This is a genomic window from Streptomyces sp. NPDC050856 (assembly GCF_040653855.1).
Lineage (GTDB): Bacteria > Actinomycetota > Actinomycetes > Streptomycetales > Streptomycetaceae > Streptomyces.
This window is the reverse complement of the sequence record NZ_JBFAGV010000027.1, coordinates 70,975-86,421: the sequence shown is the minus strand read 5'-3', so window position 1 is coordinate 86,421 and position 15,447 is coordinate 70,975. Positions and strand designations below refer to the sequence as shown.

The 15,447-nt window shown below is 68.0% G+C and carries 25 protein-coding genes; 1 reads left to right on the top strand and 24 read right to left on the bottom strand.

The genetic code is table 11. From position 1 onward, the window contains the following. Positions 1–90: 90 nt before the first annotated feature. Complete coding sequence (locus AB0H53_RS22650) at positions 91–1,713, bottom strand: ATP-binding cassette domain-containing protein (protein ID WP_362116149.1); 1,623 nt, start codon at positions 1,711–1,713, stop codon at positions 91–93. A 56-nt stretch (positions 1,714–1,769) separates the two neighbouring features. Between AB0H53_RS22650 and AB0H53_RS22645 the strand changes: the two genes are divergently transcribed. Continuing rightward, positions 1,770–2,645 carry a hypothetical protein gene (locus AB0H53_RS22645; protein WP_362116146.1) on the top strand — a complete coding sequence of 292 codons (876 nt, stop codon included), beginning with the start codon at positions 1,770–1,772 and terminating at the stop codon, positions 2,643–2,645. Here the strand turns inward: AB0H53_RS22645 and truA are convergent. The 23 genes from truA to rplP form a co-directional block, all read right to left on the bottom strand. Continuing rightward, positions 2,610–3,473, bottom strand: coding sequence for a tRNA pseudouridine(38-40) synthase TruA (gene truA / locus AB0H53_RS22640; protein ID WP_362116143.1), 864 nt, complete (start codon positions 3,471–3,473; stop codon positions 2,610–2,612). The two genes, AB0H53_RS22645 and truA, sit on opposite strands and share 36 nt — an antisense overlap. 83 nt (positions 3,474–3,556) lie before the next feature. Continuing rightward, entirely contained in the window at positions 3,557–4,099 is a 543-nt protein-coding gene (rplQ, locus tag AB0H53_RS22635) for a 50S ribosomal protein L17 (protein WP_362116140.1), read from the bottom strand. 80 nt (positions 4,100–4,179) lie between these two features. Beyond that, positions 4,180–5,202, bottom strand: coding sequence for a DNA-directed RNA polymerase subunit alpha (locus AB0H53_RS22630; RefSeq protein ID WP_010473911.1), 1,023 nt, complete (start codon positions 5,200–5,202; stop codon positions 4,180–4,182). A gap of 135 nt (positions 5,203–5,337) precedes the next feature. Then, positions 5,338–5,742 (bottom strand): 30S ribosomal protein S11, encoded by a 405-nt coding sequence (gene rpsK / locus AB0H53_RS22625; RefSeq protein ID WP_003956432.1) that lies wholly within the window; start codon positions 5,740–5,742, stop codon positions 5,338–5,340. Positions 5,743–5,807: 65 nt separating this feature from the next. Then, the gene (gene rpsM, locus AB0H53_RS22620) at positions 5,808–6,188 is read right to left on the bottom strand and encodes a 30S ribosomal protein S13 (protein WP_362116137.1); all 381 of its coding nucleotides are present in this window, start codon (positions 6,186–6,188) and stop codon (positions 5,808–5,810) included. Between the two features lie 185 nt (positions 6,189–6,373). After that, entirely contained in the window at positions 6,374–6,487 is a 114-nt protein-coding gene (rpmJ, locus tag AB0H53_RS22615; protein ID WP_003956441.1) for a 50S ribosomal protein L36, read from the bottom strand. 58 nt (positions 6,488–6,545) lie between these two features. After that, positions 6,546–6,767: a translation initiation factor IF-1 gene (gene infA / locus AB0H53_RS22610; protein ID WP_003956442.1), complete on the bottom strand. Its 222-nt coding sequence runs from the start codon at positions 6,765–6,767 to the stop codon at positions 6,546–6,548. A 149-nt stretch (positions 6,768–6,916) separates the two neighbouring features. Further along, a complete protein-coding gene (gene map, locus AB0H53_RS22605) occupies positions 6,917–7,753 on the bottom strand; it encodes a type I methionyl aminopeptidase (protein ID WP_362116134.1) in 837 nt (278 codons plus the stop codon). A 141-nt stretch (positions 7,754–7,894) separates the two neighbouring features. Further along, positions 7,895–8,560 (bottom strand): adenylate kinase, encoded by a 666-nt coding sequence (locus tag AB0H53_RS22600; protein ID WP_362116131.1) that lies wholly within the window; start codon positions 8,558–8,560, stop codon positions 7,895–7,897. Continuing rightward, the gene (secY, locus tag AB0H53_RS22595; RefSeq protein WP_362116128.1) at positions 8,560–9,879 is read right to left on the bottom strand and encodes a preprotein translocase subunit SecY; all 1,320 of its coding nucleotides are present in this window, start codon (positions 9,877–9,879) and stop codon (positions 8,560–8,562) included. Before secY ends, AB0H53_RS22600 begins: the two co-directional genes overlap by 1 nt. A 249-nt stretch (positions 9,880–10,128) precedes the next feature. After that, positions 10,129–10,584, bottom strand: a complete 456-nt coding sequence (gene rplO, locus AB0H53_RS22590) for a 50S ribosomal protein L15 (RefSeq protein ID WP_362116125.1) — start codon at positions 10,582–10,584, stop codon at positions 10,129–10,131. Between the two features lie 2 nt (positions 10,585–10,586). Beyond that, on the bottom strand, positions 10,587–10,769 hold the full coding sequence (gene rpmD / locus AB0H53_RS22585) for a 50S ribosomal protein L30 (RefSeq protein ID WP_362116122.1): 183 nt from the start codon (positions 10,767–10,769) through the stop codon (positions 10,587–10,589). Continuing rightward, positions 10,769–11,374, bottom strand: a complete 606-nt coding sequence (gene rpsE / locus AB0H53_RS22580; RefSeq protein ID WP_290111857.1) for a 30S ribosomal protein S5 — start codon at positions 11,372–11,374, stop codon at positions 10,769–10,771. The genes rpmD and rpsE overlap by 1 nt, the downstream gene beginning before the upstream one ends. 43 nt (positions 11,375–11,417) lie before the next feature. Further along, positions 11,418–11,801, bottom strand: coding sequence for a 50S ribosomal protein L18 (gene rplR / locus AB0H53_RS22575; RefSeq protein WP_031076680.1), 384 nt, complete (start codon positions 11,799–11,801; stop codon positions 11,418–11,420). A gap of 3 nt (positions 11,802–11,804) precedes the next feature. Continuing rightward, complete coding sequence (rplF, locus tag AB0H53_RS22570) at positions 11,805–12,344, bottom strand: 50S ribosomal protein L6 (RefSeq protein ID WP_362116117.1); 540 nt, start codon at positions 12,342–12,344, stop codon at positions 11,805–11,807. 21 nt (positions 12,345–12,365) lie between these two features. Further along, positions 12,366–12,764 (bottom strand): 30S ribosomal protein S8, encoded by a 399-nt coding sequence (rpsH, locus tag AB0H53_RS22565; RefSeq protein WP_006347222.1) that lies wholly within the window; start codon positions 12,762–12,764, stop codon positions 12,366–12,368. Positions 12,765–12,973: 209 nt separating this feature from the next. After that, on the bottom strand, positions 12,974–13,159 hold the full coding sequence (locus tag AB0H53_RS22560; RefSeq protein WP_003956452.1) for a type Z 30S ribosomal protein S14: 186 nt from the start codon (positions 13,157–13,159) through the stop codon (positions 12,974–12,976). Positions 13,160–13,161: 2 nt separating this feature from the next. Then, positions 13,162–13,719 (bottom strand): 50S ribosomal protein L5, encoded by a 558-nt coding sequence (gene rplE, locus AB0H53_RS22555; protein ID WP_362116114.1) that lies wholly within the window; start codon positions 13,717–13,719, stop codon positions 13,162–13,164. Beyond that, a complete protein-coding gene (rplX, locus tag AB0H53_RS22550; RefSeq protein ID WP_362116111.1) occupies positions 13,719–14,042 on the bottom strand; it encodes a 50S ribosomal protein L24 in 324 nt (107 codons plus the stop codon). Before rplX ends, rplE begins: the two co-directional genes overlap by 1 nt. Positions 14,043–14,044: 2 nt before the next feature. Further along, positions 14,045–14,413: a 50S ribosomal protein L14 gene (gene rplN, locus AB0H53_RS22545; RefSeq protein WP_003956455.1), complete on the bottom strand. Its 369-nt coding sequence runs from the start codon at positions 14,411–14,413 to the stop codon at positions 14,045–14,047. Between the two features lie 106 nt (positions 14,414–14,519). Continuing rightward, positions 14,520–14,804 (bottom strand): 30S ribosomal protein S17, encoded by a 285-nt coding sequence (rpsQ, locus tag AB0H53_RS22540; RefSeq protein ID WP_362116109.1) that lies wholly within the window; start codon positions 14,802–14,804, stop codon positions 14,520–14,522. Beyond that, a complete protein-coding gene (gene rpmC, locus AB0H53_RS22535) occupies positions 14,804–15,028 on the bottom strand; it encodes a 50S ribosomal protein L29 (protein WP_017949657.1) in 225 nt (74 codons plus the stop codon). Before rpmC ends, rpsQ begins: the two co-directional genes overlap by 1 nt. Beyond that, entirely contained in the window at positions 15,028–15,447 is a 420-nt protein-coding gene (gene rplP / locus AB0H53_RS22530; RefSeq protein ID WP_005313579.1) for a 50S ribosomal protein L16, read from the bottom strand. Before rplP ends, rpmC begins: the two co-directional genes overlap by 1 nt.

Genomic DNA, 15,447 nt, shown 5'->3' with positions numbered 1-15,447 from the left:
CGCTATGAGAAGACCGCCACCGTCTACCTGGCCGGACTCCACATCGCGGGCATCTTCCTCTGGTCCGCCCGCTGATCCAAACGAAACTGCCTAGCGGTCCCGGGTCACCCGGCGCTCGTCCCACACCGGCTCCGGCGTCTCGCGCACCACGCCGTCCGCGCCGAAGACCAGGTACCGGTCGAAGGACCGCGCGAACCAGCGGTCGTGCGTGACGGCCAGCACCGTCCCCTCGTACGCCTCCAGCCCGAGCTGGAGCGCCTCGGCCGACTCCAGGTCCAGGTTGTCCGTCGGCTCGTCCAGCAGCAGGGCGGTGGTGCCCGCCAGCTCCAGCAGCAGGATCTGGAACCGGGCCTGCTGGCCGCCCGAGAGCCGGTCGAACGGCTGGTCCCCCTGGCGCTCCAGCTCGTACCGCCGCAGGACCGACATCGCGCCGCCCCGGTCCTTGGCGTGCTCGGTCCACAGGATGTCGACGAGCGTGCGGCCCAGGAGCTCGGGGTGGGCGTGCGTCTGGGCGAAGTGCCCGGGCACCACCCGCGCGCCCAGCTTCCACTCGCCCCGGTGCGCCACCGACGGGTCCCCCGCCAGCAGCCGCAGGAAGTGCGACTTGCCCGAGCCGTTGGACCCGAGCACGGCGACCCGCTCGCCGTAGAAGACCTCCAGGTCGAAGGGTTTCATCAGCCCGGTCAGCTCCAGGCCCGCGCACGTCACCGCCCGCACCCCCGTGCGCCCGCCCCGCAGCCGCATCCGGATCTCCTGCTTGCGCGGCGGCTCCGGCGGCGGGCCCGCCTCCTCGAACTTCCGCAACCGGGTCCTCGCCGCCTGGTAGCGCGACGCCATGTCGTCACTGCGTGACGCGTACTGCTGGAGGTCCAGGACGAGCCGCTTCAGCTGCGCCCGCTTCTCGTCCCAGCGCCGCCGCAGCTCCTCGAACCGCTCGAAACGCTCCTCCCGCGCCGCGTGGAAGGTCGTGAACCCGGCGCCGTGCACCCACACGTCCGACCCGGCCGGGCCGGGCTCCACGGCCACGATCCGCTGGGCCGCGCACGCCAGGAGCTCCCGGTCGTGGGAGACGAACAGCACCGTCTTGCGGGTCTCCGCGAGCCGCTCCTCCAGCCACCGCTTGCCGGGGACGTCCAGGTAGTTGTCCGGCTCGTCCAGCAGCAGGACCTCCTCGGGCCCGCGCAGCAGCGCCTCCAGGACGAGCCGCTTCTGCTCGCCCCCGCTGAGCGTGCGCACCGCCCGGAACTGCGCCTTCTCGTACGGGACGCCCAGCGCGGCCATCGTGCACATGTCCCAGACGGTCTCGGCCTCGTAGCCGCGCGCCTCCGCCCAGTCGCTGAGCGCCTGCGCGTACGCCATCTGCGCGGCCTCGTCGTCCACGGTCATGATCAGGTGCTCGGCCTCGTCCACCGCGGTGGCCGCCTCGCGGATCCGGGCCGGGGCGACCGACACCAGCAGGTCGCGCACCGACCGCTCGTCCCGCACCGAGCCGACGAACTGCGGCATCACCCCCAGGCCGCCGCCCACGGTCACCGTCCCGCCGTGCGGCTGGAGCTCCCCCGCGATCAGCCGGAGCAGCGTGGTCTTGCCCGCGCCGTTCGGCCCGACCAGCGCGGCCACCGCCCCCTCACCGACCCGGAACGACACATCGGCGAGCAGGGCCCGCCCGTCCGGCAGGTAGTACTCCAGATGCGCGACCTCTAGATGACCCATGGGGGCCATTGTGGCCGCGGAACTGGGCCTCACCCAACCGGATTAGGATGCGCGGCATGAGCTTCGGGGGACCCCAGTGGCCGCATGAGCCGCACCAGCAGAACGACCCGTACGGCGCCGCGAACCAGACACCGGACTGGAGCGCCCTCGCCGAGGCGTCGGCGGCCCGGGCGCGCCGCAGGCGCTGGACGCTCATCGGCGGCGGGGCCCTGGCCACCGCCGCCATCGCCTCGATCATCGCGGTGGCCATCGTCACCACCAGCGGCGGCGGGGACGACCCGAACACCTCGGGCAAGAACAGCACCGCCCCCGAGCTGCCCACCGACACCAGCAAGCCGCAGCCGTCGTTCTCCTCGGTGGCGCCGCCGCCCCCGCCGGACCCGATGGACTTCATCTCCACGGCCCAGAAGGACAGGGCGCCCCTCGCCGCGGAGTCCCTCTTCCCCGGCCGCAGGCTCACGGTGGGCGACCGGGTCTACCGCAAGGGCGCCGTCTCCTCCACCACCGACTGCGCGTCCGCCACCCAGGGGGCCCTCGGCGCGGTCCTGCGCGAGCACGGCTGCGACCGCCTCATCCGCGCCACCTACGAGCGGGACGGCGTCGCCGTCACGGTCGGCGTGGCGCTCTTCGACACCACGGCGGCGGCGGCCGGGGCCAAGGAGGAGGCGAGCGGCGGCGTGGCCACGCTCGCCGGTTCCGGGGTCGGCGACTTCTGCCGGGCCAGGACGGTCTGCCTGCGCCGCGCCAACTCGCTCGGCCGGTACGCCTACTTCACCCAGGCCGGGTTCACCAGCGGGAAGAAGGTGACGAAGGCCGACGAGACCGTCTTCAGGACCAGCGACGACGTCGGCACCTTCGCGTTCAACCAGATCTACGCCCGGGGCAGTGCCCAGGCCTCAGCAGCAGCCACCGCTCCCGCGACCGGCCAGTGACCGCCTGTTGCGGGCCTCCAGGTTGCGGGCGGCCAGCAGCTCGTCCGCCGGGTAGCCCACCTCCTCCAGCGTGAGCCCGTGCGGCCGTACCACGTGGACGGCCGAGTCCCGCACCCCCGCCGCCAGCACCTTCGCCGGCCAGTCCGGCGGCCGGTGCCCGTCGCCGACGAACAGCAGCGCGCCGACCAGCGAGCGGACCATGTTGTGGCAGAAGGCATCCGCCTTGACCGTGGCCTCCAGCACACCGGACGGCAGCCGCCGCCACCGCAGCTCCTGGAGCGTGCGGATGGTGGTGGCGCCGTCACGCCTCTTGCAGTACGCCGCGAAGTCGTGCTCGCCCAGCAGCCGCTCGGCGGCGGCGTTCATGGCGTCGGCGTCCAGCGGCCAGTCGTGCCACAGCACGTGCCCGCGCAGCAGCGGGTCGACGCCGCCGGGGTCGTCGGTCACCCGGTAGGCGTAGCGCCGCCAGATCGCCGAGAACCGAGCGTTGAAGCCGGGCGGGGCCTCCTCGACCCGCCACACCCGTACGTCGTGCGCCAGCCGGCCGGCGAGCCGCCGCAGCAGCTTGTCCCGGTGCTCGGCCCACAGCGCCTCCGGGAGGTCCACATGGGCCACCTGGCCGCGCGCGTGGACCCCGGCGTCGGTACGCCCGGCCACGGTCAGCTCGTACGTCCGGGACGACCGCGTCACGGTACGCAGAGCGTCCTCGATCGCGCCCTGTACGGTGCGCCGCCCGCCGGCCTGCTTGGCCCAGCCGGAGAAGTCCTTGCCGTCGTACGACAGGTCCAGCCGCACCCGTACGAACCCGGGCTCCACCTCATCGCTCACGCGATCCATCCTCTCAAGCGGGAGAACACGGAACGGGCCCGCCCCCACGAGGGGAGCGGGCCCGCAAGCCGTCAGAACGCGGTTCAGGCGTCCTTGGCGTCGTCGGCCTTGGCGTCGTCGGCCTTGGCGTCGTCGGCCTTGGCGTCGTCGGCCTTGGCCTCGGCCTCGTCGGCCTTCGCCTCGTCGGCCTTGGCGGTGGCCTCGTCGGCCTCCTTCACCGCGCGCTTGGTCGCGGCCTCGGCCTCGGCGACGGTCGCCTTCTTGGCGATCTCGCCCTCGACCAGCTCGATGACCGCCATCGGGGCGTTGTCGCCACGACGGTTGCCGATCTTGGTGATGCGGGTGTAGCCACCCGGGCGCTCGGCGTAGCGCGGGGCGATCTCGGTGAAGAGCGTGTGCACGATGCCCTTGTCCGTGATCGTCTGCAGCACCAGGCGACGGTTGTGGATGTCGCCCTTCTTCGCCTTGGTGATCAGCCGCTCGGCGACCGGACGCAGGCGGCGGGCCTTGGCCTCGGTGGTGGTGATGCGGCCGTGCTCGAACAGCGACTTCGCGAGGTTCGCGAGAAGCAGCTTCTCGTGCGCGGCGCTGCCGCCCAGACGGGCACCCTTGGCGGGCTTCGGCATGGTGTTTCTCCTTGTGATCTGCACCGGCCGTATCAGGTACCGGTGTCAGGACCCCGCAGGCGGACGCCTACGGGCAGCGATCAGTACTGCTCGGTCTCGACGAAGCCCGCGTCCGCGTCGTCGTCGGCGCCGAAGGCGTCGGCGGCGGCGGTCGGGTCGAATCCGGGCGGGCTGTCCTTGAGGGCCAGGCCCATGCCGGCCAGCTTCGCCTTGACCTCGTCGATCGACTTCGCACCGAAGTTGCGGATGTCGAGCAGGTCGGCCTCGGAGCGCGCCACGAGCTCACCCACGGAGTGGATGCCCTCACGCTTGAGGCAGTTGTACGAACGAACGGTGAGCTCGAGCTCCTCGATCGGCAGCGCGAGGTCGGCGGCGAGGGCGGCGTCCGTGGGGGACGGGCCCATGTCGATGCCCTCGGCGTCGATGTTGAGCTCACGGGCCAGGCCGAACAGCTCGACCAGGGTCTTGCCGGCGGACGCCATGGCGTCGCGCGGGCGCATGGCCTGCTTGGTCTCGACGTCGACGATCAGCTTGTCGAAGTCGGTGCGCTGCTCGACTCGGGTCGCCTCCACCTTGTAGGTGACCTTGAGGACCGGCGAGTAGATGGAGTCGACCGGGATGCGGCCGATCTCCTGGCCGAGCTGCTTGTTCTGCACGGCGGAGACGTAGCCGCGACCGCGCTCGACGGTCAGCTCCATCTCCAGCTTGCCCTTGCCGTTGAGCGTGGCGAGCACCAGGTCGGGGTTGTGCACCTCGACACCGGCCGGCGGGGCGATGTCAGCAGCGGTGACCAGGCCGGGACCCTGCTTGCGCAGGTACATCACGACCGGCTCGTCGTGCTCCGAGGAGACGACCAGCTGCTTGATGTTGAGGATGAGGTCGGTGACGTCCTCCTTGACGCCCGGCACGGTGGTGAACTCGTGCAGGACACCGTCGATGCGGATGGACGTGACCGCCGCACCCGGGATCGAGGAGAGGAGCGTACGGCGGAGGCTGTTGCCGAGCGTGTAGCCGAAGCCCGGCTCCAGCGGCTCGATGACGAACCGCGAGCGGTACTCGTCGACGACCTCTTCGGTCAGCGAGGGGCGCTGAGCGATCAGCATGGTGGTGTTCCTTCAGTCATGGACGCCCGCTATTTGACGTCCTCTGATAGTGCAAGGGTACGGGCGGTACGCCCCCGAAGAGCCGTACCGCCCGGATCCTGCAAAAACGGCCGTGCGTCTCAGTGACGCACCGCGTCAGACGCGGCGGCGCTTCGGCGGACGGCAGCCGTTGTGCGGCGTGGGGGTGACGTCCTGGATCGAGCCGACCTCGAGGCCGGTGGCCTGGAGGGAGCGGATCGCGGTCTCACGGCCGGAGCCGGGACCCTTGACGAAGACGTCGACCTTGCGCATGCCGTGCTCCTGCGCGCGGCGGGCGGCCGACTCGGCGGCCATCTGCGCGGCGAAGGGGGTGGACTTGCGCGAGCCCTTGAAGCCGACGTGGCCGGCGGAGGCCCAGGAGATCACGTTGCCGGACGGGTCCGTGATCGAGACGATCGTGTTGTTGAACGTGCTCTTGATGTGCGCGTGGCCGTGAGCGACGTTCTTCTTTTCCTTGCGGCGCACCTTCTTGGCAGCGCCCTGACGTCCCTTGGGGGGCATGTCTTAACTCCTACGGGAGGTGGTCGGTCCTACAGCGAAGACCGTGGACAGTCGTCCGCTGCGGACTACTTCTTGCCCGGCTTCTTCTTACCGGCGATGGCGCGACGCGGGCCCTTGCGGGTGCGGGCGTTCGTGCTGGTGCGCTGACCGCGGACCGGCAGGCCGCGGCGGTGACGCAGACCCTGGTACGTGCCGATCTCCACCTTGCGGCGGATGTCGGCCTGGATCTCACGACGGAGGTCACCCTCGGTCTTGATGTTGTTGTCCACGTACTCGCGGATCTTGACCAGGTCCTCTTCGGCCAGGTCACGAACGCGGGTGTTCGGGTTCACACCGGTGGCGGCGAGGGTCTCCTTCGCCAGGGTGCGGCCGATGCCGAAGACGTAGGTGAGTGCGACCTCCACGCGCTTTTCGCGCGGGATGTCGACACCGGAAACGCGTGCCATTCAATGGCTCCTGTGTGATCGGGGGTCTTCCGCAGCGCCGCTCCGTGGCCGCCGTACAAGGTACGGACCAGGTCCCCGGCCCCCGCCGGAGGTGTCGCCGGCCCCTTCCGGGGCTTGGCGGGCGCTACGTATGTACGAGATTGCTCGCGTCGCGCGAAGAACTGCGAGGTGCAGGTCGGCGTGCGTCAGCCCTGGCGCTGCTTGTGGCGCAGGTTGTCGCAGATGACCATGACCCGGCCGTGACGGCGGATCACCTTGCACTTGTCGCAGATCTTCTTGACGCTCGGCTTGACCTTCATGGGGTGAGGTTCTCCGGGTCAGTGCCGCACCCGCGCGAGGCGGATACGGGCAAGAGATCTACTTGTAGCGGTAGACGATCCGCCCACGCGTCAGGTCGTACGGAGACAGCTCCACCACGACCCGGTCATCCGGGAGGATACGGATGTAGTGCATCCGCATCTTGCCGCTGATGTGCGCGAGGACCTTGTGACCGTTCTGGAGCTCTACCTTGAACATGGCGTTCGGCAGGGACTCGATCACGGTGCCCTCAATCTCGATGGCACCTTGCTTCTTGGCCACGCTTCGCCCTTCGAATCGGCTACCTTGATCGACTCTCGCCTCCGTGTGCGGACACACGGGTACACGAGAGCCGACGCATCAGTCTACGCGAGGGCTTTGGAAAAGACGAATCGGGGAAGTGTGCCCACGTCTGGTGATCCTTACGCGGTTCAGGCGAGGGGATCGGGGGCCGCCGTGACACCCAGCTCGGCCAGCTTGGCCCTGCCGCCGTCCGGAGCCGTCAACACCAGGGGGCCGGCCTCCGTCAGGGCGACGGAGTGCTCCCAGTGCGAGGACCAGGTGCCGTCCGTGGTGATGACGGTCCACTCGTCCTCCAGCACCTCCGTGCGCGGCGTGCCCAGGGAGACCATCGGCTCGATCGCCAGGCAGAAGCCGGGCACCAGCTTGGGGCCCTTGCCGCGCTTGCGCGAGACGTAGTTCAGCAGGTGCGGGTCCATGTGCATCTCGGTGCCGATGCCATGGCCGCCGTACTCCTCGATGATGCCGTACTTGCCGCCGCCCGGCTTCGGCTGGCGGCGGATGTAGGTCTCGATCGCCCGGGAGATGTCGATCAGGCGGTTGCCGTTCCTCATCGCGGCGATACCGGCCCACATCGACTCCTCGGTCACCCGGGAGAGCTCGACCAGCTCCGGGGCGTGTCCCGAGCCCACGAAGGCGGTGTACGCCGCGTCGCCGTGCCAGCCGTCGACGACGGCACCGCAGTCGACGGAGATGACGTCGCCGTCCTTGAGCACGACGTCCTCGCTGGGGATGCCGTGGACGACGACCTCGTTCACGGAGGTGCAGATGGTCGCGGGGAACCCGCCGTATCCCAGGAAGTTGGACTTCGCCCCGTGGTCGGCGAGGACCTTGCGCGCCACCTCGTCGAGGTCCTTCGTGGTGGCGCCGGGAACCGCCGCCTCGCGCGTGGCCGCGTGGATGGCGGCGACGACCAGCCCCGCCTCGCGCATCTTCGCGATCTGCTCGGGAGTCTTGATCTGCACCATGACGGCTGACGCCTTTCCGGAAGGTCTACGGGTGACCCCACCACGATACGGCCGACTCCGGCCTGTCACGTCCCGCGCAAGACTCCGGCCGCGGTGCCCACCAGGGGGCATCGCGGCCGGAGCACGGATCGTACGGCGGGGCTACGCGGCCTGCTCGCCCCGGCCCCGCAGCGCGCCCATGGCACGCTCGGTCACATCGTTGACCTTGCCGAGCGCGGAGATCGTGACGACCAGGCCCTGGGCCTTGTAGTAGTCGATGATCGGCTCGGTCTGGGTGTGGTAGACCTCGAGTCGCTTGCGGACGGTCTCCTCGGAGTCGTCGTCGCGCTGGTACAGCTCGCCGCCGCAGACGTCGCAGACGCCCTCGGCCTTCGGCGGGGCGTACGTCACGTGGAAGACGTGCGCGCTGTCGTTGCGGCAGATGCGGCGGCCCGCGATCCGCTTGACGACCTCGTCCTCCTCGACCTCCAGGTCGAGCACCGCGTCCAGCTTCATGCCCTCGGCGTCAAGCATGACGTCCAGCGCCTGCGCCTGGGCGACGTTGCGCGGGAAGCCGTCCAGCAGGAAGCCACCGGCCGCGTCAGGCTGCTCCATGCGGTCCTTGGCCATGCCGATCGTGACCTCGTCGGGGACGAGGTTGCCGGCGTCCATGTACGCCTTCGCCTGCTTGCCCAGCTCCGTGCCCTGGCTGATGTTGGCGCGGAACAGGTCACCCGTGGAGATGTGCGGGATCGACAGGTTCTTGGCGAGGAACGCGGCCTGCGTTCCCTTCCCGGCACCGGGCGGCCCGACGAGGACGATACGCATCAGCGGAGGAACCCTTCGTAATTGCGCTGCTGGAGCTGGCTCTCGATCTGCTTCACGGTCTCCAGACCCACACCCACGATGATCAGGATGCTCGTCCCGCCGAACGGGAAGTTCTGGTTCGCGCCACCGAAGCCCGCCAACGCCATCGTCGGCACAAGAGCGATCAGACCCAGATACAGCGAGCCCGGCCAGGTGATCCGGTTGAGCACGTAGCTCAGATACTCGGCAGTAGGTCGACCAGCCCGGATACCCGGGATGAAGCCACCATACTTCTTCATGTTGTCCGCGACTTCCTCGGGGTTGAACGAGATCGCCACGTAGAAGAAGGCGAAGAACACGATCAGCAGGAAGTACACGGTGATGTAGTACGGGTGGTCACCCTTCACGAAGTGCGCTTCGATCCAGGTCTTCCAGCCCGCCGTGGAGCTCGAGAACTGCGCGATCAGTGCCGGGATGTAGAGCAGCGACGAGGCGAAGATGACGGGAATCACACCCGCCTGGTTCACCTTGAGCGGGATGTAGGTCGAGGTCCCGCCGTAGGAGCGCCGGCCGATCATGCGCTTCGCGTACTGCACCGGGATGCGGCGCTGGGCCTGCTCGACGAAGACCACGAGGGCCACCATCACGAAGCCGATCAGGATGACGGTGCCGAACTCGATCCAGCCCTTGGCGAGCTTGCCGCTCTCCTTGATGGCCCACAGCGCGCCGGGGAAGCCGGCGGCGATCGAGATGAACATCAGGATCGACATGCCGTTGCCGATGCCGCGGTCGGTGATGAGCTCACCGAGCCACATGACCAGCGCCGTGCCCGCGGTCATCGTGATGACCATGGTGATGGTGACGAAGATCGACTGGTCCGGCACGACCTGGTCGGCGACACGGCAGCCGCTGAACAGGGCGCCGGTGCGGGCCGTGGCGACGAGACCGGTGCCCTGGAGGATCGCCAGGGCGATCGTGAGGTAGCGCGTGTACTGAGTGATCTTGGCCTGGCCGGTCTGGCCCTCCTTCTTGAGGGCTTCCAGGCGCGGGATGACCACGGTCAGCAGCTGCAGGATGATGCTCGCCGTGATGTACGGCATGATGCCGAGCGCGAAGATCGTGATCTGCAGCAGCGCTCCACCACTGAACATGTTCACGAGGCCGAACAGGCCGTTGTTGCCCTGCTTGGCCTGGTCCACACACATCTGCACGGCCTCGTAGCTGACCCCGGGCACGGGGACGTGCGCCCCGAGCCGGTACAGCACGATGATGCCGAGCGTGAACAGCAGCTTCTTGCGCAGGTCGGGCGTCTTGAACGCCCGGGCGAACGCGGTGAGCACGGTGCCTCCTGCGACCCCCGCGCTATGCGTCAGAGGTGACGGTCTTGAGGATCGACGAATACGTATAAGTGACACTCCGCGCGGACAGCCCCCGTGGACGATCCGCGCGGCCCGGGGCGTAGCCCCAAGTCATTACAGCAACACAGTGGACGCCACCTTACCGGCGCAGGTGCCCCCCTAGGAACGACCAACCGGGGATGCCCCTTTTGAGAGGCATCCCCGGTTGGATGTTCAGGCCATCGAGCCGTCTCAGACGAGCTCGGTGACAGTACCGCCGGCGGCGGTGATCTTCTCCTTGGCGGAGCCGGAGACGGCGTCAACCGAAACCTGCAGCGCCACGGAGATCTCGCCCTGGCCCAGGACCTTGACGAGGCTGTTCTTGCGCACCGCGCCCTTGGCGACCAGGTCGGCCACCGTGACCTCGCCACCCTCGGGGTAGAGCGAGGCGAGCTTGTCCAGGTTCACGACCTGGTACTCGGTGCGGAACGGGTTCTTGAAGCCCTTGAGCTTCGGGAGACGCATGTGGAGGGGCATCTGCCCACCCTCGAAGCGCTCCGGAACCTGGTAACGGGCCTTGGTGCCCTTGGTACCACGACCGGCCGTCTTACCCTTCGACGCCTCACCGCGACCCACACGGGTCTTCGCGGTCTTGGCGCCGGGGGCGGGACGGAGGTTGTGGATCTTGAGCGGGTTGTTCTCCGCCATGATCAGTCGACCTCCTCGACCGTCACGAGGTGCCGCACGGTGTGAGCCATGCCGCGGAACTCGGGGCGGTCCTCCTTGACGACCACGTCGTTGACCTTCTTGAGGCCAAGCGAACGCAGAGTGTCACGGTGGTTCTGCTTGCTGCCGATGTACGACTTCGTCTGCGTGATCTTGAGGCGAGCCATTACGCACCCGCCCCAGCACGCGCACGAAGCAGAGCGGCGGGGGCCACGTCCTCGAGGGGCAGACCACGGCGGGCCGCGATCTCCTCGGGACGCTGCAGGCCCTTCAGGGCCGCCACGGTCGCGTGCACGATGTTGATCGCGTTCGACGAGCCGAGCGACTTCGACAGGATGTCGTGCACGCCGGCGCACTCGAGCACCGCACGCACCGGGCCACCGGCGATGACGCCGGTACCGGGGGACGCGGGCTTCAGCATGACGACGCCCGCGGCCTTCTCACCCTGGATGGGGTGCGGGATGGTGCCCTGGATACGGGGGACCTTGAAGAAGTGCTTCTTGGCCTCCTCAACACCCTTGGCGATGGCGGCCGGCACCTCCTTGGCCTTGCCGTAACCGACACCCACGGTGCCGTCACCGTCGCCCACCACGACCAGCGCGGTGAAGCTGAAGCGACGACCACCCTTCACAACCTTGGCGACACGGTTGATCGCGACAACGCGCTCAACGTAAGCGGTCTTCTCGGCGGCAGCTGCGCCGCCGTCACGGCCCTTCCGGTCCCGCCGCTCGCCGCCACCGGCACCGCTTCCGCGGCGCTGGGGTCCAGCCATTGGAATTACCTCTCTTCGTTTTCCGCTGAGCTACGGAACCGGCTCAGAACTTCAGGCCGGCTTCGCGGGCGGCGTCCGCCAGGGCGGCGATGCGCCCGGCGTACTGGTTGCCGCCACGGTCGAACACGACAGCCTCGATGCCGGCGGCCTTGGCACGCTCGGCCACGAGCTGGCCGACCTGCTTCGCCTTCGCCGACTTGTCGCCTTCGCCGCCGCGGATGGACGCGTCCAGGGTGGACGCCGACGCGAGGGTGTGACCCGCGATGTCGTCGATGACCTGAGCGGTGATCCCGCGGTTGGAACGCGTGACGACCAGGCGCGGACGCTCGGTCGTACCCGCGATCTTCTTGCGGATGCGGATGTGGCGACGCTTCAGGGCAGCGCCCTTGTAGGCCTTGCCCTTGGCAATCTTCACGCCGTATGCCATGGCTTACTTACCAGCCTTTCCGACCTTGCGGCGGATGACTTCGCCCGCGTACTTCACGCCCTTGGCCTTGTACGGGTCGGGCTTGCGCAGCTTGCGGATGTTGGCGGCGACCTCGCCGACCTTCTGCTTGTCGATGCCCTCGACCGAGAACTTGGTCGGCGACTCGACCTTGAAGGAGATGCCCTCGGGCGCCTCCACCAGGATCGGGTGGCTGTAACCGAGCTGGAACTCCAGGTTGGAGCCCTTCGCGGCGACGCGGTAACCGACACCGCTGATCTCGAGCGCCTTCGTGTACCCCTGGGTCACACCGGTGATCATGTTGGCCACCAGCGTGCGGGACAGGCCGTGCAGGGCCTTGTTCTGACGCTCGTCGTTGGGGCGGGTGACGTTGAGAACGCCGTCCTCACCCTTAACGATCTCGATCGGCGCGGCAACGGTGTGGGTCAGGGAGCCCTTGGGGCCCTTCACCTCGACCGTACGGCCATCGATGGTGACGTCCACGCCGGCGGGAACCGTGATGGGGAGCTTGCCGATACGCGACATTGGCTTTTCCTCCGTTCCCGACTACCAGACGTAGGCGAGGACTTCCCCACCCACGCCCTTCTTCTGCGCCTGCTGGCCGGTCAGGAGACCGTGGGACGTGGAGATGATCGCCACGCCCAGGCCGCCGAGAACCTTCGGCAGGTTGGTGGACTTCGCGTAGACCCGCAGGCCCGGCTTCGAGATCCGCTTGATGCCCGCGATGGAGCGCTCACGGTTCGGCCCGAACTTGAGCTCGAGGACGAGGTTCTTGCCGACCTCGGCGTCCTCGACCTTCCAGCCGGTGATGAAACCCTCCTGCTGGAGGATCTCCGCGATGTGAGACTTGATCTTGCTGTGCGGCATGGTCACGGAGTCGTGGTACGCCGAGTTCGCGTTCCGCAGACGCGTAAGCATGTCTGCGATCGGATCAGTCATGGTCATGAATTGGCCTTCGGCCTCTCTCGCCGGGGTTTCCTGTATGCGCCATCCCTCTCCCCACTCAGTGGCGGGACGGGTGCGGTGCGGGGACCTACGGCGTAGTAAGTCGGTCAGGGCGGCAGGCGCCCAACCCCACAAGCCTACGGCATGCGGGGGTGGGCTCCTGCCGACCGGATGCTTACCGAGAGCCCTGGATCAACCCGAAAGGGTTGTTACCAGGAGCTCTTGGTCACGCCCGGCAGCTCGCCACGGTGAGCCATCTCACGAAGGCACACGCGGCACAGGCCGAACTTGCGGTAGACGGAGTGGGGCCGGCCGCAGCGCTGGCAGCGGGTGTACGCGCGCACACCGAACTTCGGCTTGCGGGCGGCCTTAGCGATCAGAGCCTTCTTCGCCACGGTCAGTTCTCCTTGAACGGGAAGCCGAGGTGACGCAGAAGGGCACGACCCTCTTCGTCGTTGGTCGCCGTGGTGACCACGGTGATGTCCATGCCCCGGACCCGGTCGATCTTGTCCTGGTCGATCTCGTGGAACATGACCTGCTCCGTGAGACCGAAGGTGTAGTTGCCACGGCCGTCGAACTGCTTCGGGGACAGACCGCGGAAGTCGCGGATGCGCGGCAGCGCGAGCGACAGGGTGCGGTCCAGGAACTCCCACATGCGGTCGCCACGGAGCGTGACGTGGGCACCGATCGGCTGGCCCTCACGCAGCTTGAACTGCGCGATGGACTTGCGGGCCTTGGTGACGGCCGGCTTCTGACCGGTGATCGTGGTGAGGTCGCGGATGGCGCCCTCGATCAGCTTGGAGTCGCGGGCGGCGTCGCCCACACCCATGTTGACCACGATCTTGACGAGGCCGGGAACCTGCATGACGTTCTCGTACGAGAACTCCTCACGCAGCTTGCCCGCGATCTCCTCGCGGTACTTCGTCTTCAGACGCGGAGTGGTGGTGGTAGCCATCAGATGTCCTCACCCGTCCGCTTGGCAACGCGGATCTTGTTGCCGTCCTCGTCGAAGCGGTATCCGACGCGGGTCACGACCTTGTTGCCGTCCTTCTCCACGACGAGCTGAACGTTGCTCACGTGGATGGGGGCCTCGGTCGTGATGATGCCGCCGGTCTGCGAACCGCGGGCGGTCTGGCCGGCCTTGGTGTGCTTCTTGACCCGGTTGACACCCTCGACCAGGACGCGGTCCTCGCGGGGGAAGGCCGCGATGACCTTGCCCTGCTTGCCCTTGTCCTTGCCGGCGATGACCTGAACCAGGTCGCCCTTCTTGATCTTCATGCTTACAGCACCTCCGGCGCGAGCGAGATGATCTTCATGAACTTCTTCTCGCGCAGCTCACGGCCCACCGGGCCGAAGATACGGGTGCCGCGAGGGTCGCCGTCGTTCTTCAGAATGACGGCGGCGTTCTCGTCGAAGCGGATGTACGAGCCGTCCTGGCGGCGGCGCTCCTTGACGGTGCGAACGATGACCGCCTTGACGACGTCACCCTTCTTCACGTTGCCACCGGGGATCGCGTCCTTGACGGTGGCGACGATGACGTCACCGATGCCCGCGTAGCGGCGACCGGAGCCACCGAGAACACGGATGCAAAGGATCTCCTTGGCACCAGTGTTGTCGGCGACACGCAGTCGCGACTCCTGCTGGATCACGTCTATCTCCTGATCGTCTGCCGGTTCCCGGCAGGGGCTTCCTCTGACGAGGGGCGGCCCCTGCCGAGCCTGGCGGAACTGTCCTGAGGGGGTTTCCCCTCAGGGATTACTTGGCCTTCTCGAGGATCTCGACGACGCGCCAGCGCTTCGTCGCGGACAGCGGCCGGGTCTCCATGAGGAGGACGCGGTCGCCGACACCCGCGGCGTTCTGCTCGTCGTGCGCCTTGACCTTGTTCGTACGGCGGATGACCTTGCCGTACAGCGCGTGCTTGACACGGTCCTCAACGGCGACGACGACGGTCTTGTCCATCTTGTCGCTGACGACCAGACCCTCGCGGGTCTTGCGGAATCCGCGCTCGGTCTTCTCTTCAGTCACGTTCTTCTCGCTCATCAGGCGCTCTCCACCGTCTCGATGCCCAGCTCGCGCTCACGCATCAGGGTGTAGATCCGGGCGATGTCCTTGCGGACGGCCTTCAGCCGGCCGTGGTTCTCGAGCTGCCCGGTCGCCGCCTGGAAGCGGAGGTTGAACAGCTCTTCCTTGGCCTCGCGGAGCTTGGCAACAAGCTCCTCGTTGCCCAGCTCGCGCAGCTCGGACGCCTTGGTACCGGCCGACATCACGCTTCACCTGCCTCGCGCTTGACGATCCGGCACTTCATCGGCAGCTTGTGGGCCGCGCGAGTCAGAGCCTCACGTGCGATCTTCTCGTTCGGGTAGGACAGCTCGAACATGACCCGGCCCGGGTGCACGTTCGCGACCCACCACTCGGGGGAACCCTTACCGGAACCCATGCGGGTCTCGGCGGGCTTCTTGGTCAGCGGGCGGTCCGGGTAGATGTTGATCCAGACCTTGCCGCCACGCTTGATGTGGCGGGTCATCGCGATACGAGCCGCCTCGATCTGGCGGTTGGTCACGTACGCCGGAGTCATGGCCTGGATGCCGTACTCGCCGAACGCAACCGTCGTACCACCCTTGGCCATACCGCGGCGCTTCGGGTGGTGCTGCTTGCGGTGCTTGACCCTACGGGGGATCAGCAT